A 23,321-nucleotide genomic window follows, 5' to 3' on the forward strand; every position below is an offset into this window, starting at 1 on the left:
GGTTAAAAGCTTGCTTTAACACCTAGGAAGAATTTACGACCAGAGAAAGAGTAATCAGATACTGTTCCAGGGCCACGTGTCATCACTTGTGCTTCTTCTAATAAGTTCAGTGCTTTTAACGATACTGAAACTCTCTTGTTGATTTTGTACTTAATCGCCGCATCAACATAGTCGCTATCTTCTACCCAACGATTACTTTTATGAGGAAAAGGTAAGTTGTTTGGTTGGAAATAACGTGAACGATATTTATACATTAAACGCATAGACAAGCTATCACCTTCCCAGTAAATAGAACCTGAAGCTACGTTTTTAGAAAAACCCATTAAGTTTGCATCTGGGCTAATACCCCAGTTAGCAGGTTCTTCAGAATTAAAGTCCGAAACCGCATGGTTCCATGCCCCTTTAATCCCTAAACCACTCCAAATACCAGGCAATTCAGAAAAATGCTTTTGGAAGGTTAATTCAAACCCTTTAATGGTTGATTCATCTTCAGCCACTTGATTCACGCTGTAAGGAATTTCATGTGAATATTCACCAACCGTTACTGTGCCGTCTGCCGCAACATTTGTCACTGTAGGAACACGATTTTCAATCACTAACTTAGTGCCGCCAGTGAAGTTTTTCCAATAACCGGCTAAGGTTACCGCCATATCTAAACTAGGATACCACTCTAAAGAAAGGTCATAGTTAGTCGCGGTAAATGGATTCATCATATTACCTTGTGCATAACCCGAGACTAATTGTGAATCATAGCTATCACATGTTGCACTCTCACTGGTATCAGCAGAGTTACAGTCAGTAAGGTTTTGTCCTGCAGACATAGCGTTCATCGCAAAACGAGACATTGAACGATAGACAGCAGTTCTTAAATATACTTCGTCATTAAGGTGGAACGTAAGGTTAAGGCTAGGTAAGAATTCTGAGTAGTCATCTTCTAAAAAGACTTCACCGGTTTCTGAAGAGTAATTCCACGTTTCAAGACCTGTTTCATCAATATCAAGCGTCGTGGGATCATCCGTTAAAAAGGATTGAGTTAAAATCGCTTTCTCACCCCAAGATTTAGAGCTAGTTTCTGTTTTAACATAACGTAAACCTACGTTACCTGTGACAGGAATACCCGAAAATTCAGTATCAATCCACGCCATTGCATATAAAGCCGTAGTATCTTCACGAACATCAACTAACTGACCACTTCGTTTATCAGGATCTTCACCAATATCGTAATAACCAATATTCGGGTTGTTACCGCCTGGTGTTAGGAAACCCACTTGACCTAAATAAGCTCCAATTAAACATTGGGCATCAAACGTTAAGAAATTGCCTGCGTCGGCTGCACCACCAGAATTCGCCATAAATCCTTCAAGGCTATGACCATTATCTCCACACGCAGCTGCCGCGGCCGTAACTTGCGCATGCTCATCAGGATATAAGCTGTCAAAGTCATTATTTGCGCCATCTCTATCAACATGATCATCTGAATTCCAGTTGTCGTCAATAGGACGTCGAGAACCGTCATCTACATTAAATGCGGTTTGAATACCTGAGTAATCATATAAGTGTTCACGTGAATAACGAACACCTGCTTCTATAGATGAGAAAATGTTGTAATCGTCAAAAGAATATTGAGTATCAAATTTTACCGCCCAAATATCATCTTCACGTTCATCGTTCTCACGGCCATATTCTAAATAAGCACCGCCATCACTGCCGATGAAACTAGCCATATCGCTAACATCAAAAGCTGCGCCACCGTAATTCGGGTTTTCGACTAACGTGCCACCTTGTGATGTATAGAAGAAGTTGGCGTTTTCAATTTGTTCGTGATCACCGAGATACAATTTAGGTACACTGCCACGAGAATCTAATGAATACGCAGTGGTTGATTCATGGCGGAATTTCGCTCGTTGGCGTAAACGGTAACGATAAGATTTTGAGTAAGAAGCATCAAATGAAAGTACAAGGTTATCATTAGGCTCAAAATCAACATTTAAGCCAAAGCCATCGTACTCATCTAATTGATAACGGTTTTCACCTTGAAGCGTCAGTTTACCTTCACCTTCTTCATAGATAAGGTTACCGTGATCATCAATAATTAATGTATCTGGATTTAAGTTTTTACCGCGCTCTTGAGCGAGCTCCATGCGATTTTCTGTATATTCAAGACGAGAAGAAGCGTAGTCTATATTAATATCCCATTGCTCATTAGGTACCCATTGGAAAGTACCGACTATATTACGACGTTCATCTTCATCATGGCCTGTACGCCAATATGAATCATCAGGGATAAAGAAAATTGAATCGGGATCAAATTTCGCTAAATGATCCGCACCATTAACACCAAATCTATCAGGATCAGCGTTTGGACCTAAGGTCACTAAATCAGCAGAACGACCTGGACTTACCATAGAGTCATTATCAGGCATATTGTTATTGCTGCTATTTAAATCACGATCACCACAACGTTCATTATCGCCATTGTTAGTAGTTAGGGGAGATCCGTCAGCGGCTCTAAAACTACAAGCGGCTAACGTGGTACTACTACCGTAGTTTTCTTCTGGATTGGCAGAATTACTTTGTACAAAACCTAAACTGAAACCCATATCGCCAAACGATTCGGTTTCAAAACTTTGCACGGTAGAAAGGGTAAATTTATTACCCCATTCTGATTGGTTATCAGCCGCAGTGTAATAGCTGTTATTTGCCACTTGTGCTTCTACCGTGGTTTTGCTTTTACCGTAATCAACGGCACGTAACGAACCCACTTCGATAGTACCTGAGGTACCACCTTCAACTAAATTAGCTTGTTGTGATTTATAAATAGTAACTTTATCAACTAAACTAGAGGGGAATTTTTTAAAGTTAACTGCACGACCAGGGCCAGCATTGGTAATAGTTCGACCATTAAACGTAGCGTAGCCCCAATAAGAGCCAAGACCACGAATTGAAATTTCGTTTTGACTACCTTTTAAACGATGACCAGAGGCACCCGAAACATTTTCAATAACATCAGAAAGAGACAAGCCCGGTAAATCACCAAAATCTGCCGCTGCGATGGCATCAACAATAGCCGTTGTATTTTTCTTTTCATTTAGTGAACGAGTCATAGTGCCTCGCATTCCGCGCACTTCAATAACTTCTATTTCACCAGTTTTGCTCGCTACTTCTATCGTTGTTGCATCATCACCACTTTGCTCTGCTTCTTGAAAGGCATGAGCCGGTCCAGCAAGCAAAGCAGTTATTGCAGTACTTGCAATAAATGTTCGGTTTTTTCTTAGAGCGTTACTAATTTTATTAAGTTTCACGTTCATCTCCCCCAGTTAAATTTTATATTTTAATTTTATTTCGCTGCGTAATTTACTTATAACAGCATTATTGACTAAATTTAACCAATACAACATCAGATTGTCAACCACTCATTTGACCAATTACTTCTTACTCAATATTATTTGTTATTACCAATAATTTATTGTAGTCTTTACATGGTATTAAAAATATGTAATGTAATGCTTATTTAAGCAAGGTAATGAACAGATATATTTTGCCAATGTTGATCTATGGCGATATTATGTGTCTTTGTTGTGAAAATAGAATTTCAGAGATAAGAAGGTACTATCATGGCTAACCGTCGTATGTTTTGGCAAATTGTTGATAAAATTGAAGCGTCTATTAATGCCGGTGAATATCCTGCAGGCAGCCGCTTACCGCCAGAACGAGAATTAGCAGAGTCTTTTCAGGTAAGTAGACCAACCGTTCGCGAAGCTATTATTGCCCTTGAAGCGAGAGAGAAAGTTGAAGTAAAAACTGGCTCTGGGGTATATGTACTTGATACTGCAAATACCACCCTAGCTAAAAACAAAGTCAATGCTTTTGAAGTAACACAAGCCAGAGCACTTATTGAAGGGGAAGTGGCAGCACTAAGTGCGACAACCATCACTGAACCAGAGCTTGCTGATTTGCATCAAACACTTGTGGATATGGAAAATGGTAAAGATATCCCAGAAGCAGATAAAAAATTCCATAACATTATCGCATCATCAACTCGTAATGCCGCAATGATAGCCTCCGTACAAAATTTATGGGCGCTACGAAGTTCATCTCAAGAAATTATCCGTGATTATGATAGTGTTTGTAGCAAGAGTAATTCTCAAACTATTGCTGAACATCGCGCTATTTATCAAGCACTGAAATCTGGCGACGCTACCAAAGCTAGACACGCTATGCATGGTCATTTTAACCGCTTAATCAATAAGTTATTTGACGCTGAAGAAACCAGAGCTCTGGAAGAAATAAAGCGTAAAAATAGTGAAAAGCGCGGTCTTTATTCAATTGAAAATCTAGTACCAAGAGTTTAATCATTCTATTAAGCTCTTACTTTCCTCGTTTTCATTTTAAGTTCAACGTTAACGCGGCCTAACAACTATTTATAACACTTTGCTCTCTAGGCAATTGTAGTTTATCCCTGTCAGTATTAACTTACTAACGCCTCCTTTTGCGAACTTTTCACTAAGAAACGTCTAATATTGCCAGGAAACGAAGCGAATCAATCCTGTCGATATTTTTTGAGATAACACTAAAATGTCAAATACCACTGTGCGAAAAAAGCATAAAAAAAGCCTCTCAATGAGAGGCTATAACAAAATTAAATCCATTTAATTCTAATCATCTAAACAATTTACTGAAATACATCGAAATCAGTTTTTATAGTACGCGAGCACCTAAATCACCTTAGTTCTGAAATATATTCATGACTCCAGAAATAAGGATTTTAACCTTCTACTTTTCTAACTGACTATTAAAGTAGTCAAAAATTACCGGTACATCATTTTGACCTAAACCAGCATCAACAGCTGCTTGTAAGTTTGCAGAAGTACCTTGTGCGATAAGCGATTCTGAACCTAAATCTTTTACCATTTGGTTAAAGTAACCTAAGTCTTTATTAGCATTTGCCACTGAAAAACCTAATTTCTCATCGCCATCTACCGCATAAAATTTACAAAATTGCATAAATGGAGAGTTAGAAGGACCCGCAGACATAATGTCAAATAGTTGTTGACCATCAACCCCTGCAGCTTTAGCTACCGCGAACGCTTGTGACATAGCTGTCACCGTTGTCATACCAATGAAATTATTAATTAATTTTGTTGTATGACCGGCACCAAGCGCACCAAGATGAAAAACATTTTCACCTTGCTCGTCAAGTACTGGTTTAACTTTATTGAAAGTTTCGATATCACCAGCAGCCATAATGTTTAATAAACCATCTTTAGCGTGTGCAGGAGTGCGACCTAGTGGCGCATCAATCATGCCAGCACCTTTTTTAGCAAGGTCAGCACCAATTTTACGGGTAGACGCGGGAATAGACGTACCAAAATCAATTAAGGTTTTACCTTCAGACATACCGGCTAAAATACCATCTTCTGCATAGACAACTGATTCAACAACAGCGGATGTCGTTAGCGCTAGCATTACGATATCGCTCTTCTCAGCAAGCTCTTTACCAGAAGATACTTCTGTAGCATTACCGCGAGCAAGCACCTTTGCAACAGCATCTTTATTTAGATCCATTACGTTTACGTTAAATCCACGCGTTTGAAGATTCTCAACCATGTTACCGCCCATAAGACCAAGGCCGATGAAACCTATTGTAGGTTTTGTCATGTTTAACTCCTAAATATTTGCTGTTTGTTTATCTGAGTATGAGAAATGCTCACTTTATTAATTAAGGCTTTTTACAAATCAAAACAATTACTTAATTAATACTCAGATCAATGTCTAATAATAATAATCAGAACATTAATTTTTTATGAAGCAGTTTTAAAAACCATGCCATTAAAATGATAACGACTACTCTTGTGAAACTACTTCTCTAAATTCTAAATTATGCTGAGTTTGATATTGCTGATTAAGTTGTTATCAAACTGCCGAAACAATACTAACCAATGCAAAGAGTTATTGTCAACCAATTTTATAAATATTACTTACCAAAATAACGAATAATTTAAAACCACCTTTTAGAAGGTTTAATTGCATGACAAAATTAACATTTCATTAAGAAAGAAAAACATTAGAAGGCTCCTCGACTAATAGGCTTCTTTGACTAGCCAATGTAAAAGTCGATTTTTTATTCAGAGCTTTTATGGCTCAATCAGCACAGAAGATAAGTAACCTGTTAACTTAGCCCTACTCGATTGCTACATTAGCCGTTAATTAAATATCCGCTTGATTCAAGTTTATTAGACTCTTCTACGGCTAATGCTAAGTGTTTAATATGCAATTTCTTCAATTTGTAACGGTTAAATGCAAACAAACCTTTGCTGGTACGCAACACTAAATTGGTAAGAACCTCTATTTTACCACAGAGCATTTTCTATTTTATTTCGTTAACTTTATTACTAAACAATGAAAAATGGGTTTTGGTGTTTAAAAAAAGTAGGTCTACACTTGAAATATCAGTGTTCAGAAAAGAAAATGACTATTTATTCTTTATTTAAAATCTTACTCGTCACTTTATTTTGCCTAATACAAATTGGCTTACCGATAAAAGTTTATGCAACCGATACGGTTAGATTTTTAAAACCTTTAAAAGGCCATGAAAAAAGAACGTTACATAAAGATGAAGTCATCTTGCGTGCACTACAAATAACAGAGCCTGAATTTGGCGACTATCAATTTGAAACTTTACAAGTTGATATAACCCCTGATCGTGCGCGGCAGTATATTCAAGAAGGTAAAATTCTCAACACATTCATTAATCCTAGTAATTCAAAATGGGATGAATACGCAATTCCGATAAAGATACCACTACGTCTTGGTTTAATTAGTTACCGATTACTTTTAGTGAATAAAGATAAACTTTCTGTATTTAAAGAGGTAAAAACGTTTGCGCAATTAAGTCAGCTAACAGCGGGGTTACAATCAAGTTGGGTGACGACTGAAATTTTTACTGAACTTGAAATGAATTTAGTTAAGTCACATACATTTGAAGGGTTATTTTTAATGTTAAATAAGCAGCGGTTTGACTACTTACCACGCGCTATTTACGAAGTATTTGATGAATTAGACATTCGCAAAGGACATTTAACCAATGTCGTGATTGAGCCTAACATCGCCCTCTACTTGCCTATGGTGACTTATGTTTACGTGTCTAAAACTGAGCCCCGTTTAGCAAAACGGTTAAAAATAGGCTTAGAGAAATTGTTAGTCAGTGGTGAATTAAAAACCATCTTAGATAAATATTATCAAGAAGATATTAAACGAGCGGATTTGAAAAATCGCACTATTATTGAAATCCCCAATCCAAACTTTACCGATAAGGCGGTGCTTAAGGAAAACTTATATTGGTATAAAAATTACTTGTAAAACATTAACGGTAATGAATACCTTTGGAAAAATTGGCGACAAACTAAATTATACGATTGCGGTTTGTTATTGATGAGCAAGATTTTTATTGGCAAAGAAAAGCAAAGTATTGAACAATTCCCCCTTACCAACACTAAATATTTAATTCAGTTGAAATAAAAAACACTAGGTTTAAAACTAGTGTTTTTTAGCTTGTTGAATTTAAATAAAGCCAGTTATTGTTTAATTTTGCGCGAGGCTAAACCTATCAATCCTAATGCAAAGATCGCGATAGTTGAAGGCTCTGGTACTTCAACACCTTGGATAATATCAATACTTGATGAGGCCAACAGTGTAGAACCGTCAAATGCTGAAAGTTTAATGGTGTATACGCCAATATCAGTATTATTATAAATTAAAGGTCCGTCAAAAAACTCCATGTTCCAAGAGTTTTGTTGTGATGCTCCTGAGTTAGCATTATCGTTGGGGCTGTTAATTGGATCAAAAGATAAAAAGTTGGTTGACGCTGAAGGATCAAAATCAATCTCCATTAAATAACTCAACTCTCCAAACTCAAATTGAGTGCCTGAAATGTCGATACTCCAATCCCAACTCCAAATGGAAGTGGTCGAGGCATTTGGAGCCCAGCCAAAACCAGACGGCGGTGCTATATTAGCAAAAGAGTATGTCCCATCCCCGTTACTATTATATATAGGCTGAGGATTATTATTTTCATCAAAACGTAATTTTCCACGAATACCTATTTCAATACCGTTATTTGTGTCAACAGTAAAACTGCCATTTTGGTTACCAGAGCCAAAGTGAACACCATTGACTAAATTTTGATCATAAAGTAAGCCAGCATTAGCTGCTCCACTTAATATCATCACCGTGCCTGCTATTGCTGAATTTATAAAATTAAATTTCATTTATTTCCCCTCATTTTCTCCCTTTATAAACAACAAACTAGAGAGTCACTTTAAATAATTACTTTGATTTTTTGTACTTTAATACAAAGAATATACCAAAAAGCAAATATATATAATTTACAATAACTTAAAAGTTAGGTGGAATGCACAAAGACAGATACTGTAAAATTAATCGACACTAGGTGAATTAATTATCTGATTAATCAATGAATTTAAGTAGATATTGTGAAAGCGTGAGAAGTGAGAAAACTTGATGAACATCGCCGTTACTTGTGAAGAAAAGTGAATACTAACTTCTCTTCTACACAAGTAACTTTAAATTGATTGATAAGTAATAAGTGTCAATCTAATTTAACATGGCTAATTGATTATGCTGCACTTGTTCACGCTTAACATATTTATACCATTGGCTGGCCATTTTTGCTGAACTGGTAATTTGTTCCGCTTCTTTTAGCGCCGCTAACGATTGTTCAAACTGTGCTAAATTAAAATAACTCATTCCTATAATAAGATGCATATCTCCGACTCGATCAATACCGCCTTTTGTCAGGGCACTATCGGCTGATTTGATCGCTAAATGCCAATTTTCAAGGTTTAGATACGCTTGCGCCAGTTGAGCGTCAAACTTACCGGTTTCATTAATTTCACCGGCCTTAATTAAGGCAGGAATCGCTTTTCTATCATTTTTAGCGGCTAAATACGCTTGCGCTAACATTTCATAATGACGTTCATTCGCAACAATTCGACCATCAGCAATGGTTTCTTCTAACAAGGTTGCTGCTTTGTAAGGAATGCCATTGAAACGGTAGAGTTGCGCTAACGTGACAATATCTTGTGCTTTTGTGATATATCCTGCCTGCCATGCAGTTTCCATAGCTGCTAATTGTTTAGCTTCTTGACCGATTTCACCATACATGCCACTCAGTTGTAACCAATATTCAGGTTTTTCATAATACTTAACTAATGACTCAAGTACTTCTGTCACCTTCTTAGGCTGTTTTAACTCATAATAATTCGCACGCTGAAGAATTAGCCAATTTTCTTTAGGTAGCTTATTTTTTGACTTAGCTTCATCGATCGCTTTGTTTATTGACGCAAGTGATGGCGCAAACTGCTTGTCTTGATAATAAACTTGAGCAAACAAGATATGTTGATCTGCCGTTAATTCTTTGGTGTTCACCTGTTGCCACTGCTTAAGGTAAGTCAATGTTTCACGGTATTTTTGCTGCTGCATTGATAACTGCGCTAATGAGTATAATGTTGATAGTCTTAATGGCTCGGGGATCGCAACTTCAGCAATCACTTTCTCAAAACTGTCAATGGCAGCATCTAAATCTTCATTGCCGTAATGCATAAAACCATAGAAATTCCATAACATGGCTTTTTCATAGCTATTTAAGCTGTCAATACGGTTTTCTACTTCACCAAGTACTTCTAAACCTGCTTGCTTTCCTTCTTCATCTGCCAACTTTTGCGCTCTGGCAAGTTGCGCATATACGCGATTACGCATCGCCGGAACTTTTACCGATTGCTTAACAGGCTCAGCGGCATAACTTGCTGAAATATTGTTATCTGTCACTGGTAATAGGTACAAGCTTCCCAGAGCTAACATTGAAATATATAAATTTTTCATTCGTTTTCCTCCGTTTATTTTTATTTAGCCATCAATTTCAAAAGAAATTTTATTTTGTACACCGGCTACTTCAGTTGGCGTACCATCAACAACACGTGGCTTATATTTAAATTTAAGTGCAGCATCAAGCGCCGCTCTGTCAAAAACCCCTTCAGGTTGTGCTTCAATGACGATAGGATCTCGAACTGAGCCATTTTTTGTCACGGTAAATTCAACAATGACATACCCCTCTAAGCCTCGTGATTGAGCACGTCGAGGATATATAGGCGCAACTTTTACTATCGGTAAATAATCGCCATCACTACTACCTAAACTAATTCCACCCGTTAATCCTGACGCAGTATCAACTTGTGCGGTAAAGTTGGTGCTCACGGCATTGACATTAGGATTAGCTTGCTGCATTTGCGGTTGTTGCATTTGCGGCGGTGGTTGTTTGGGTTGCGGTGGCTTTTGTGGTTTACGATCTTTTTTCACGATCGACTCTTCTTTTTTCAGACGAATAAAATCTAGCACGTTGCCACGTGGAGCTTCAGTAAGCACATCATTGCCACCAGCAATCAGTGCTTGCATACTCCACAGCAAGGCAAACGTAACTGCAATAGATAACGCGAAGCTAATGCCATATCGCCCGATATTATTTAAGCGAATATTGTTTAAGTTAGTATTCATCGGTTTTGTTAAACCTCTTGTGCGGCAATAGAAACGTCAAATACACCGGCCGCTCTTGCTGAGTCCATCACTTTAATCAAGATATCGGTCGTGGCTTTTTGATCCGCTTGAATCACTACCGTACCTTGTGGGTTTTCTGCTTTTAATCGCTCGATATTAGCTTGTACAGCACGTACATCGACTTTTCGCTTATTGATCCAAATATCGCCTTTATCACTAATGGCAACTAATATATTTGCTCGTTCTTTCTTAACAGCAGTCGCCGCTTCTGGGCGATTCACTTCAATACCGGCTTCTTTGACAAAAGACGCGGTCACAATAAAAAAGATCAATAAGATGAAAACAACATCCAACATCGGCGTCATATTTATTTCTTCAGCTTCTTCTTGCTCTTGTAACACTTTTGATAATTGAGAACGCATGTTCTTAATCCTTACACTTTGTTAACTATTTTTATTAATGGCTCTTCTACTTTGACTAACTTGCTAATTAGTGAGCCATTGGCAATGAGTCTTCCATTTGTTCAGTACGACGTTTAGTTTTTCTTTGTAACCAAGTCACCATAAAAACACCGGATAATGATCCCACCATACCTGCCATAGTTGGAATAGTGGCACGAGAAACACCTGATGCCATAGAACGAGCATTACCACTGCCCGAAATTGCCATCACATCAAACACTTCAATCATGCCAGTCACTGTTCCCAATAAACCCAGTAGTGGACATAACACCACCAAACTTTGAATGATGGCGACATTATTATTGAGTAATTCTGTGATGCGAGACACTTGGGCGATGCGTATTTGTTCCGCATTCCACGAATGTCGCTCTGCTCTATTTTGCCAATCGGCAATCATCTCGTTTCTAATATCTTTATAACTTTTCAAAAAGAAATATAAACGTTCAAAAATGAGCAACCACATTAAACAAATAACACCTGCGATGACGGTCAATACTTGACCGCCCGTATCAAGAAACTCACGAATGCTATTCATCATGTCGATGAATAAAACCATGACTTACGCTCCTTTCTCAGCAGGTTCTGCCATTTCAGCACGCTCTGCAATAATGCCAGCACTTTGTTGCTGTAAAACATTAATGATGCCGCGTGAACGAGTATTAAGCAGCGTAGAAATAAATACCATTGGAATTGCCACTACTAGACCCAATACTGTAGTAACAAGCGCTTGTGAGATGCCGCCTGCCATTAATTTTGGATCACCCGTACCAAATAATGTGATGGCTTGGAAAGTATTGATCATCCCGGTCACGGTACCCAACAAACCAATTAGAGGCGCGACAACAGAAACTATTTTAATCAAGGTTAATCGGCTCGTAAGTACAGGCACTTCTTTTAAAATACGTTCAGATAATTTCAATTCAAGCGTCTCAGTATCCGCATCAAGATTATTATCTTTAACGAGCATCACACGACCTAACGGGTTATCGTCTGAGGCAACTGATGTTTTTAATTGACGATTTACTTTATTGCCAATGAAGAATAATGAAATAAAACGCTCTAAAGCAATGAGAAGTCCAATAACACCTAACGCAATAATCACGTTACCTACCGGACCACCTTGTTCAATACGCTCTTGTGTATCAGGAGCTTGAACTAACAACCCTAAAATCGAACCGCCTGTTGGGTCTAAAGCAAATGGAACGGCGCCAGTATTGGCTTGTGTTAACTCGGCTGCGCTCTCTAAATATCGATTTGATGGTTGTCTAATAAGCTCAGCAATAGAACCTGTTTCATCAATATATTCTAAATATTTGCCGTTTGAGACTAAGTTAAAACCACCAACGCGAATCACGTCACTTTGAACTTTTTCACCATTTGCAGCCACAACCTGTGCACTAAATTTATGCACTTTACCGCTTTCAGTCATTTCACGTTGAAGCTCAAACCATAAGCGCTCAATTTCTTCGATAGAAGCAAGCTTTGAACTTGAACCCATACTTTGTGCAAATTCATCTAGAAACTTCCCTCGACCAGGAATTTGCGCAGAAATAGTAGATGTTTGAAATTTACTTCTCGTATCGCCGGCCACTTGTTGCAGTACACCAAACAGTTCTTTTAATTCACCCATTCGCTTATTTAACGCGTCGGTTTTATTGGCAATATCTACTTCATTAACTTGATACGTATTTTCAAGTTCAGTACTTTTTGCAACCGCTTGCTCTCTTGAGGTAATAGCCTGTTTTAACAGTTGATCTTGTTGCGATTTTTTTGCCATAAACTCAGCTTCACGTTCGATATTTTGCTGAGTTTGAGCAATTTGACCTTTTTCAAGTTGCTTTAATAAGTCATCTAGGTTTGTGGCTTGTTGTGCATTGGCCGTTAAAACAAAAGAACATAGCGCAATTGATGTAAAAAATTTATTAAGTGTTTTCATGATAAAGCCTTATTCTGCTGAATCTTGTGCGATTGGCACAATAATAAGATCGGGGGCAAGCTGCTTACGTGCAATACGAAGTGCTTTATTAATATCGGTACGGTAATCAGCGGCTAAAGGCTTCCATGACTGGCTAGCTTTATCCCACATACCCATTTTTTCACCATCTCGCGTTTGATAAACAAAACTCACTCGACCAATACGAAGAAAATCAACGTCTCTTTCTATGCCATCCACTAATTGAGTACCACTGTAAACTTCGATAGTGCGGCCATAATCTACTTCTACTTGATATGCCTCTAAAACTCTGCGAAATTTTTCAGCAACCGAGACATCAGCTTGTTCAAGTAATTTTTCTAAATCTGCCGTTCTTTTACTGCGCTCTTCGGGTAAAAAAGGCACATCTAAGCGTACAAAGGTAATTAAGGTTTCTATCATTCTTGCCATTAAAGGAGAGATTTGGCGTTCAATGATGCTGACTTGCTCCATCGAGGTTGCTAACTGTTGAAGTTCGGTTAGTTGATTATTTAATTGCGCCTGCATCTGTTTGTTGTAAACATTTAATCCATCAATTTCTTTATTAACTACTTTAAATTGTTGTAGTTTTGACTGAATTTGTTCATTGATTTTGTCGACCTTTTGCTGAGAAACATTGGCCGATTGATTAATTTTTTTACCGGCATTAACCACTTTGTTTAATTCTTCGTCTGAAGAAGTGTAGCCCATTGAATATCCATACATTGAAAAGGCTGACATGCTTATAAACAAACTTGTTTGTGCCCATTTTGTGACTTTCATATTAAAACCCTAAAAGTAGATGTTCTGCACTATTTGATACATTGTTTTGATAGCGCGATTACTAGTAAAAATATTATCTTTACTAGTTTGATAGATTACTGGGGATGAATTTTAATAACGAAGTGTTACACTAATGTTTCACTAATATTGCAACTTTATTAAATGACAAAAAAGTGACATTTTTCTTACAGTTAAAAGCATGCCGTGCAATATTTAATAGCTGACATAAAAGATCGATATCGAATAAAAACCCGTCATGCGACGGGTTTTACTCATTAAATTTATCTGGCGATAAACTTAAAAGTCGTAGGTATAACTTAAACTAATTGATGTACCTATTTCTTTTTCACGTACGGCAATATCTGATTGAGTCACTTCTAGAGATTCATCTAAAAGGTTTTTCACTTTTAATTTGATCTGTGAGTTAAAATCAGGGTAGTACGTATATACTAAATCCAGTGCATGGAAAGGTTGTTCAAGAGCGTCCTCTCGACCACCTACACCAGAAGCAATAATGCGCTCACCAAAAACATTGTAAACCAATGAACCTGAGTGATTACCATCAGCTGAATCATAGTTTAATTGTAAATTTACTACGTATTCTGAATGACCACTCATACGTTTAGTAGGGTTTGTTAAGTTACCTGCTAAGGCTGGATCTATGCTGACTTCTGAATCACTTAAGGTAATATTACCTGAGGTAAAGAATCCGTCGGCAACTTTCACTAAGTCAACCATCCATTCAAACTCAACACCTTGCACTTCACCTGTTTCGCCATTAACAAAGGTGGCTGAATAATCTTCATCACCTACTTGTAAAACGGTTTCAATGGGAGATTCAATGTCTTTATAAAACGCAGCAACGGTATAGCTGTTACCATTATCAGCGTAATATTCATAACGTAAATCGTAGTTTTTAATTGGACTACTTTCTAAGCCAACACGACCAAAGGTTCTGATATCAGTTAGAGGATCATAGTAGGCTACCGGCACAACTTCACGTAGATCAGGCCTTACGATAGTTTCACCGTAGCTCGCGCGAATTTGATATTTTTCATTCGCCAAATATGTAAACGCAAGCGATGAAAATAAATCATCCGTAAAAATACTACCGGCTTCAATTTTCTCTGGCGCCCAAAAGATATTGAGATCTTCTTGACCAAAAATTAAACTAGAGGTACCCACCGAAGTTTGTTTAAACTCTTCATAACGGACACCACCACTGACTCTAAACTTATTATCAATAATGACATCAAAAGCGCCGTATGCCGCATCAATCTTTTGCGCAGCAATATAGTCATCAGCATCAGGGGCTGAAGGTTCGTTAAAATCAACTAATATACGTTGACCCGAAATAAATGAGTCACTTAAATAGCCACTATTTGAGAGTGGCGATTGTGAACCATCATTAATTTCGATACCAGAACCTGATTTATTATGAACAGCAAAACTTGACGTTGTATAATTACGGCCACGGTCTGAAAAGTCATAACCGGCTTTAAATTCTAATTCAAAACCTTTTGCATAAATAGGTAACGTAAGGTTACCGCCGTATGAATTAACTCTGTCTTCCATATCCGTATATGAATATACAGCTCTGTTGTCATCACCGGTTATGGTTGAATTTGCATAGCTACCATTGGTGAAGTTATCTCTAAAATTATATTTACTGCTAAACGGGATTTCTGTTTCAGCTTTAGACCGGGTATATTGCCAATCAAAACCTAATCCCCAATAATCAACAAAGGTATGCTGACCCAATAATTGAGAAACATGTAAAGTGCGTTCTTCATAATCAAATTCATGAACACGATTTGCTCTATCGTCAACTGCCACGGTATAAATGGTACTACCGCCAGCACTTTCAACTTGTGAAACTTCTACTTCATCTTCGTTATCAACTAAATAGAGGTTGTTCCAAGAAATTGAATGATTATCAAGCTTATAACCTAAGTTTAATACGCCGCTATAACGTTCATTTTCAGTGGTTTCTGTTGAATGCTTAACGGTATTGAAACAAGAACTTGCAACATCTTCTGCCGTGGCTAAGGTAGTGGAACAATCCGCTTCAACATCTTGTGCAATTACCGAAGTTTTCTTTTCAGCTGAATCCCACTTAGTTTCATAAGCGATAGATGCTAGGAAGCCCAATTGACCACCAAAATAATTTTCATCAAAGCTATTACCAATATGTGCTTTTATATTGTAAGCAGGATCTAATGATTCTTCTGAAATCACTAAATCTCTTGGTAATGAACTTAACAAGCCATTATTTATTGCAATAGCTTGTTCTGAAACGGTTTGGCTTTCAGTATCAGTTAAATTTGAACGCTTGATAATATTGTCAATGGTAAAACGACCACGATAATCAACAATCGCATTCTTCAAGGCTGTTGAAATACCACCGCTTGGGCGATTATACGTTAAGCCGTCACTGGCACTGGTATCATGTGCTAAACCAATTTCAATGCTTGAGGTGAAGTCACTTGGTACTGATTTAGTTCGGATATCAATAGCACCACCACCAAAAGCGGCCGGCATATTGGCTGAAAATGCTTTTTGAACCGCCATACTTTCAATGATACTTGAAGGGATAATATCAAGCGGTACCACATTACGTGTTAAATCAGGACTTGGGATATTAGCGCCGTTTAATCGAGCACTTGAGTAACGCTCACCCAAACCACGTACATAAATAAACTTGCCATCAACCAGTGTTAAACCAGTAACACGTTTAAGCGCTGAAGCGGCATCACTATCACCCGTTCTAGACATCTGCTCTGCGCCAAGAATGTCAGCGACAAAAGCTTGGTTTTTTCGTTCAGCAATTACCGCAGCAGCACTACCTTGCAAACGAGTTGCTTTTGCTACAACTTCTTCCATCACCTGTTGCTCTTCTTCTTGAGCAATAGCAACGCTAGTATAGCTGAACAAACCTAGCCCCACAGCAACAGCGAGCTTTTGGAGTTTATATTGATTTGTCATTTCTTTTTCCTAATTCAGTTCAATAAAAAGGCGCCTTTAATAAATTAAGTGGCGCCTTATTAAATGGTTGGTATTTAGTCGTTGTTAGCTGCAGTAACTGCTGCTTCAACCCACTGATACCAAGCTGAACTAGTGTCTTGGTCTGATACAGCACCGATATAGTCAACTGTATCGAAGAAGCTTGAATCTAAACCAGATAAATCGTTAGCTGAAATAGTCACATCGGTAGAGCTAGTGTTAGTTGAGAAACCATCCGCAGAAATTACATCAGCATCGCCACCTACACGTTGGTTTACACCACCGTTTTCATACCATTGCTCAACTGACATATTTGCCGGCATTTGAGTAGCGTCAGCAAATTCAGATGCACAAGCTAATACTGAGTTGTTGAAAGTGATTTCAGCTGCATTTTTCAAACCGTCTGATGAAAACGCGATACAGTCTGTACCATTTGAAGCATCAGTTTTAACATCTAACACGTTGTAATAATTCGTTTTGATTGAATCATCAAACTTATGAGCTGTTGAAGGGTCACCATCACGTACTGACGAACCATCGGTAGTAATTACCGTTACATTTGCAATAGTTGGGAAAGATGCAGGTGCGTCACTGTAATCGTCACCGCCATTTTTCTCACCATCTGTTTCAAAACCATTGTTACCCATGTATGCAGTCGCGCCATCACGTGTAGTTACTGTACCGTGTTGAATAAATAAGAATTGAGCGCTACCTTGCCAGCCTGCATCGATATCGATGGCATCATCTTGCGTATCTGTTACTACGATATGTTTGATGTTTGAAGCACCACCGAAAAACTCGATACCATCATCAAAACCTTGGTGAATATGAAGATAATCAAACGAAGAACCTGAACCAACAGCGTTTAGTGTTAATGAGTTCAAATCATCACCTTCACCACCTACGCGAGGACCAGAACCAGCATACCAAATTTTTGCCCATTTGATGTTACCGCTTCCGTCAGTATTATCATTACCACCAAAGTAACTCGTAATACCTTCTGAACCAACATCACAAGTGCTTGCAGCACGTTGAGCATTAGTACATTGGTTCGTTAAACCGTTACCGTTAATGATGATTCCGCCCCAATCAGCGTATTGTGCACCATTACCTTCAAGATCATGACGATCATAAGCAAATGCAGAAGTAAAAGTGACTGGCTTAGCAGCAGTACCTACCGCTTGAATTTTCGCGCCACGTGCAATACGAATAATCGCTTCACCCGATTTAAATGCTAATGTAGCACCAGGTTTAACCGTCATAGTAGGACCATTTACTGGCACTTCAAAACCTTCTGATTTACGGCCATCAGCACCAATTAATAACGCATCTTCAAACACATGAATACCACCATTAGGTAATTCTTCAAACGTAAGGTTTGCTGTAATAGAGATGTTTTTGCTGGCAAATGAGTCATTGTATAAACAATCTAAACCGTCAAAAGCACCTTCTACTGTACCGGCTTCAGTTTCATAACTTGTACATTCAACGGTTTCAGTTGCACCATTATCAACAGTATTATTTGAGTTATTGACACTGTTGTCAGTTGTTGAACTATTGTCATTTACTGTAGGGGTGATCTGAATATCGCCACCACAACCAACTAATGTTAAAGCACATGCTATCGCGCTTACTTTGAATAGTGATTTCATTTGCATTTCTTTTTGCTCCGAAGATATATAGTTTTAAATGTGTTCAAACTGGCTAAATGAAGATTTATCATGGTTTTCTCTCTTTGTTTTTTTTAGTAACAAAGACATCAAAAAAACTTCATTTAGACAGCTTGACTAAAAGTTGTAGCTATCCTACTGGGGAAAAATGACAGAAATGTTTTAGAAATATGTAGTTTTTGTTGCTAAAGAATGACAGTAATATGACAAGGCATACGCCTATTCTAAAATGATGATTTTTGTACAAGAATACAAAAAAAGGCCTAGAAAATGCTAGACCTTTCAATGAGTTAATTAAACTTTAGTTAGTAAATAGTTTACAAACCTAACTTTTTATATTCTTTTTGTACAACAGAGTTTGGCAATGGAATATAGCCATCTTTTTCAACTATTTTTTGTCCTGACTTAGATAAAACCATTTTCAAAAATTCTGCTTCCATCGGTGCTAAAGGCTTATTTGGGTGCTTGTTAACATACACATATAAAAAGCGAGATAATGGGTATTTTTTCGATACGGCATTCGCCATATTCGCTTCTACGAAGTTATCACCTTTCTTTGATAAAGGTAAAGCACGTACACCTGATGTTTGGTAACCAATGCCAGAATAGCCAATACCATTTAATGAAGCAGAAACAGATTGCACAACTGATGCAGAACCAGGTTGTTCATTGACATTGTTTTTAAAGTCACCTTTACAAAGGGCTTTCTTTTTGAAGTAACCATAAGTACCAGAAACTGAGTTACGACCGTAAAGCTGTATATCTTTACCTGTCCACTCACCAGAAAGACCTAAATCGCCCCAACGATCTACTTCTTTTAACGCACCACACTTACGGTTGTTAGAAAAAATGGCGTCTACTTGGTCAATACGTAACCCTTTTAATGGATTATCTTTATGAACAAACACCGCTAATGCATCAATTGCAACACGAACAGCAGTCGGCTTATAACCGTAGCGCTTTTCAAATGCTTCGATTTCACGAGACTTCATTTTACGACTCATTGGCCCTAAGTTTGATGTTGCTTCAGTTAATGCTGGTGGAGCAGTAGAAGAACCGGCCGCTTGAATTTGTACATTAACGTTAGGGTAAGTACGTTTAAACTCTTCTGCCCAAAAGGTCATCATATTCGCTAAGGTATCAGAGCCAACTGATGACACATTACCTGAAACACCACTTACTTTTTTGTAAACAGGTAAATCTTTATCTACCGCGACAGATGAAAAACTCACCATACTTGCTAAACCAATGATGCCTAAGGCACGTTTGATACTCATAATTTTCTCCAATGAGACTTGTATACCAAATTGATTATTCAATGGTATAACCTTGTTAATTTGTGAACACTATATAAAGCTAATATGACAATTATATTTAAGGTTTGTGACACTTATATGACAAAGGTAAAATAACTGTCATAAATTTGAAGTATTGTTACCTTTGATTGAAAAACCTTTGCTAGTCAGTATTTTTCAGTGAGGGAAACCATAAAAGGTGAAGAAATCGTTTAGATAGATAAAAGGATTTAAGGGACTGTTCGAATACATTTAGGATCAAAGTAAATAATAAATTCACTCCCCATTCCCCATTTAGAATTAATTGAAAGTTCAGCATGATGATGATTCAAGACGTGCTTAACAATCGCTAACCCTAAACCTGACCCACCGGTGTCACGAGATCTCGATTTATCGACTCGAAAGAATCGTTCAGTAATTCTATTAACGTTTTCAGGGCGAATACCAGGGCCATCGTCTTTCACTGAAAATTTAGCTTTATTTCCATCCATTTGCCACGAGATATGAATATTGCCATTGGCTTGTGTATAACTAATTGCATTGGATATTAAATTTAAACAGGCACTTTTAATTTCGTTATCAATGCCTTCTATCGCAAGGTGATCATCAATATTTGCTGTTATATGATGTTTTTTATCTTGATTAAGCCATTTACTGTCTTCAACTAAGGCACGAATCAACTTAGGCATATCAATTAACTGTTTATCATCTTCATCAATATTTATTTCTACCCGAGAAAGTATCAGTAACTGCTCAACTAAACGATCCATTCTCGATACTTGAGTATCCATGGTATTGAAGACTTTTTGCCAATAAGGATCTAACGCATGTTCCGTCATTTGTACCATTTCTACATAACCACGCACCACAGTCAGCGGCGTCTTTAATTCATGAGAAACATTAGCAACAAAATCACGACGCATTTCTTCAAGGCGATGCACTTTACTGACATCTCTTGCAAGAAATAACACTTGCTCGCTGCCATAGGCCATTAAACGTAACTCTAAAACCAATTCAGCATTAATCGGTGAAGGGATATGACAAGGGGATTCAAAATTTGCATCTTCTAGGTATTGGCTAAACTCTGGAAATCTTAATAAGTTATCAATTCGTTGACCAATATCGCCTGGCCAGCGAATACCAAGTAAACGTTGTGCTTTTTTATTGCCCCATTCAATGGTTAAGTCATCTGACAAAACAAGCGCAGCATCAGGTAAAGCCTCAGCACCATCTCTAAATTGTCGTATTTTTGCGTTCAGGATTTTTTGTTTTTTACGGTGCTTTTTAGTCTGTCGGTAAAGGCCATCGTATATTCTTCCCCACACACCTTGAGCAACCGGAGGTGAAATGGTTTTACTACGCCATAACCATTTAATTAACTTTAATAAATGGTGATAATGCCAAATAAGCATAGTAAGAGAGCTAAGGGCAATAAAGAGAAAGGTTTGGCCAAATAGAAAGCCAACAATAGCACTTAATACTAAGGTTATGATTAAACGACTTAGAATAGATCTAACCGATAAACGAAAATACATATATTCGAACTTTATAGACTCATTTTTATTTTGCCAGAGAATCGATATCCTGAGCCACGTACCGTTTGAATGAAGTCTTCATGACCTTCTCCTGCAATCGCTTTTCGTAATCGACGAATGTGAACATCTACCGTTCTATCTTCAACATACACATTGGTACCCCAAACATTATCTAATAATTGTTCTCGACTATAAACTCTTTCTGTATGAGTCATAAAGAAATGTAAAAGTCTGAACTCTGTGGGCCCTAAATCTAATGCGCGTTCATTGATGGATACTCGATGAGCAACAGGGTCAAGCTTCATGCCATGAAATTCAATCGCTTCTTCAAGTGCCGTTGGTGAAACTCGACGAATAACCGCTTTAATACGTGCGATTAATTCTTTCGGCGAAAATGGTTTCGTCACATAATCGTCAACGCCGACATCAAAACCTTTTACTTTATCATCTTCATCCGCACGTGCGGTTAACATAATAATAGGAATTGAACGGGTGTATTCATTCTGTTTTAAGGTTTTTGCTAGCTTAACGCCAGTTCCACCAGGAAGCATCCAATCAAGTAAAATAAGATCTGGATAGGGTTCAACAATCTTTGACTTTGCCTCCTCATAGTCTTCTGCTTCAATGGTATTAAAACCATTTTGCTCTAACACAAAGGTGATCATTTCCCTGATCGGTGTTTCATCTTCCACAACTAAAATCTGTCTGTTCATGTAAAAAATTTCCTGATGGTCTATCGACAACTGCTAATGAACATTGTGATAAGTTTTTGTGACAATTTTATTACACACTTGAAATTTTAGTTAATCATTCACTATCAAGTTACTTAAGGCAAGAAAAAAGCGACCTAAAGTCGCTTTAATTACAGATATTAGAAAAAGAGATTAAAACTTATACTCAATCCCAGCCCCTAAGTAGTCTTCATCAGCACCACTGTCCATATCAAATGTAGTATAAAAACCATATAGTTTGGTATTTTTAGCAAGTTTATAGTCAGCACCTAGAGTCACACCTGACTTATCATCACCGCCATCAAAATTCGCGGTTTGTAATTGCGCTTTTAATACCCAGCTATCGATAGAATATTTAGCTGAGGCAAGAAAACCATCCATTTCTTTTCCAGAAGACACTTCTTCTTGAGTTTGTAACATTGCGCCTAAAGTAACCCCTGCTAACTTACCTTGAACCGTTGCACGAGTGACATCGTATCCTTTCATTTCAGAATCAAACGCTAAAGCAGCATACCATTGCGATTTTTTTAGTGCTGCATCACCGTAAGTAACAGCAAAAGAGGTAGCATCATCACCATCTACGCTATCTTCAACGACATAAGTAACACCCACTTGAAAGTGATTAAAGCTCTTAGATTTATAAGTAATGGAATCAGACATACGGTTTTCACCTTTCCATAAACTTTTAATATCACCATTTAAATCACTAAATAAATCAACTTTTCCTTGAGACTGTTTTAACACAGTATCATTGTTTCCAAGCAATACTTGACCAAAATTTCCTTTTAAGCCAATGTACTGATTCCTATCTGTGATGCTGTCACCTTTCGCTGAATCACCATCTAGGTCAACTTGAAATTCAGCTTTATAAACGACCGTTAAATCGTCTGACAATTCATGGGTGCCTTTAAAACCAATGCGAGAGGCATTACTTTTAACCTCAGTAAACGAACCTTCCCCTTCATCAGAAGATTGAACTGAAACATTGGCTTTACCATAAATAGTAACATCGGCAGCCAATGACGACACAGATAATGTGGCTAATAATGCTGTAGCCAAAGTGCTATATGAAAGTTTCATATCTAAACCCTTAAAATTTGCTTAGTATTTATTTACCGCATATTGTGCCGACCAAAGATGACACTTTTGTGACAATATGTACGTTTTTTTACAGAAAAGTGAAATAATAGAGATATTTTTATGTCAGTGTTATTTCACTTTTATGACATATCAGCCATTTTTAATTTTTAAAAGTATAGTCTATAGTATGGAAAACTAAGTCTTTTTTTACTAATTTTTGCCAAAAAAACAAAAAAACACTTT

17 protein-coding genes are annotated in these 23,321 nt (G+C 37.6%); 2 read left to right on the plus strand and 15 right to left on the minus strand.

The window, feature by feature from the left end; translation table 11 throughout:
- Window positions 1-2: 2 nt before the first annotated feature.
- The gene (locus RM573_RS05045; protein WP_311578159.1) at window positions 3-3,302 is read right to left on the minus strand and encodes a TonB-dependent receptor; all 3,300 of its coding nucleotides are present in this window, start codon (window positions 3,300-3,302) and stop codon (window positions 3-5) included.
- A 312-nt stretch (window positions 3,303-3,614) separates the two neighbouring features.
- On the opposite strand from RM573_RS05045, the gene RM573_RS05050 reads away from it, so the two are divergent.
- Complete coding sequence (locus tag RM573_RS05050) at window positions 3,615-4,352, plus strand: FadR/GntR family transcriptional regulator (protein ID WP_311578162.1); 738 nt, start codon at window positions 3,615-3,617, stop codon at window positions 4,350-4,352.
- A gap of 421 nt (window positions 4,353-4,773) precedes the next feature.
- Here RM573_RS05050 and RM573_RS05055 read toward each other — a convergent pair whose 3' ends face one another.
- Window positions 4,774-5,658 carry an NAD(P)-dependent oxidoreductase gene (locus RM573_RS05055; RefSeq protein WP_311578164.1) on the minus strand — a complete coding sequence of 295 codons (885 nt, stop codon included), beginning with the start codon at window positions 5,656-5,658 and terminating at the stop codon, window positions 4,774-4,776.
- Window positions 5,659-6,468: 810 nt separating this feature from the next.
- Here RM573_RS05055 and RM573_RS05060 point away from each other — a divergent pair.
- Window positions 6,469-7,359, plus strand: coding sequence for a hypothetical protein (locus RM573_RS05060; RefSeq protein WP_311578167.1), 891 nt, complete (start codon window positions 6,469-6,471; stop codon window positions 7,357-7,359).
- Window positions 7,360-7,574: 215 nt separating this feature from the next.
- Here RM573_RS05060 and RM573_RS05065 read toward each other — a convergent pair whose 3' ends face one another.
- The 13 genes from RM573_RS05065 to RM573_RS05125 form a co-directional block, all read right to left on the minus strand.
- A complete protein-coding gene (locus RM573_RS05065; protein WP_311578169.1) occupies window positions 7,575-8,267 on the minus strand; it encodes a PEP-CTERM sorting domain-containing protein in 693 nt (230 codons plus the stop codon).
- Window positions 8,268-8,613: 346 nt separating this feature from the next.
- Window positions 8,614-9,900, minus strand: coding sequence for a tetratricopeptide repeat protein (locus tag RM573_RS05070; RefSeq protein WP_311578172.1), 1,287 nt, complete (start codon window positions 9,898-9,900; stop codon window positions 8,614-8,616).
- 24 nt (window positions 9,901-9,924) lie between these two features.
- Window positions 9,925-10,569: an energy transducer TonB gene (locus RM573_RS05075; protein ID WP_311578175.1), complete on the minus strand. Its 645-nt coding sequence runs from the start codon at window positions 10,567-10,569 to the stop codon at window positions 9,925-9,927.
- Between the two features lie 8 nt (window positions 10,570-10,577).
- Window positions 10,578-10,991 (minus strand): ExbD/TolR family protein, encoded by a 414-nt coding sequence (locus tag RM573_RS05080; RefSeq protein WP_311578178.1) that lies wholly within the window; start codon window positions 10,989-10,991, stop codon window positions 10,578-10,580.
- Between the two features lie 67 nt (window positions 10,992-11,058).
- On the minus strand, window positions 11,059-11,586 hold the full coding sequence (locus RM573_RS05085) for a MotA/TolQ/ExbB proton channel family protein (protein WP_311578181.1): 528 nt from the start codon (window positions 11,584-11,586) through the stop codon (window positions 11,059-11,061).
- 3 nt (window positions 11,587-11,589) lie between these two features.
- On the minus strand, window positions 11,590-12,966 hold the full coding sequence (locus RM573_RS05090) for a MotA/TolQ/ExbB proton channel family protein (RefSeq protein WP_311578183.1): 1,377 nt from the start codon (window positions 12,964-12,966) through the stop codon (window positions 11,590-11,592).
- Between the two features lie 9 nt (window positions 12,967-12,975).
- Complete coding sequence (locus RM573_RS05095) at window positions 12,976-13,764, minus strand: DUF3450 domain-containing protein (protein WP_311578185.1); 789 nt, start codon at window positions 13,762-13,764, stop codon at window positions 12,976-12,978.
- Window positions 13,765-14,061: 297 nt separating this feature from the next.
- Window positions 14,062-16,749, minus strand: a complete 2,688-nt coding sequence (locus RM573_RS05100) for a TonB-dependent receptor domain-containing protein (protein ID WP_311578188.1) — start codon at window positions 16,747-16,749, stop codon at window positions 14,062-14,064.
- A 74-nt stretch (window positions 16,750-16,823) separates the two neighbouring features.
- Entirely contained in the window at window positions 16,824-18,425 is a 1,602-nt protein-coding gene (locus tag RM573_RS05105; protein WP_311578190.1) for a hypothetical protein, read from the minus strand.
- Between the two features lie 329 nt (window positions 18,426-18,754).
- On the minus strand, window positions 18,755-19,714 hold the full coding sequence (locus tag RM573_RS05110) for a PstS family phosphate ABC transporter substrate-binding protein (RefSeq protein ID WP_311578192.1): 960 nt from the start codon (window positions 19,712-19,714) through the stop codon (window positions 18,755-18,757).
- A 248-nt stretch (window positions 19,715-19,962) separates the two neighbouring features.
- The gene (gene phoR / locus RM573_RS05115; protein WP_311578195.1) at window positions 19,963-21,267 is read right to left on the minus strand and encodes a phosphate regulon sensor histidine kinase PhoR; all 1,305 of its coding nucleotides are present in this window, start codon (window positions 21,265-21,267) and stop codon (window positions 19,963-19,965) included.
- Between the two features lie 11 nt (window positions 21,268-21,278).
- Entirely contained in the window at window positions 21,279-21,980 is a 702-nt protein-coding gene (phoB, locus tag RM573_RS05120; RefSeq protein ID WP_311578198.1) for a phosphate regulon transcriptional regulator PhoB, read from the minus strand.
- A gap of 171 nt (window positions 21,981-22,151) precedes the next feature.
- Window positions 22,152-23,078, minus strand: a complete 927-nt coding sequence (locus RM573_RS05125) for a porin (protein ID WP_311578201.1) — start codon at window positions 23,076-23,078, stop codon at window positions 22,152-22,154.
- Window positions 23,079-23,321 lie beyond the last annotated feature (243 nt).

This window comes from Thalassotalea castellviae (assembly GCF_031846185.1).
Taxonomy (GTDB): Bacteria; Pseudomonadota; Gammaproteobacteria; order Enterobacterales; family Alteromonadaceae; genus Thalassotalea_H; species Thalassotalea_H castellviae.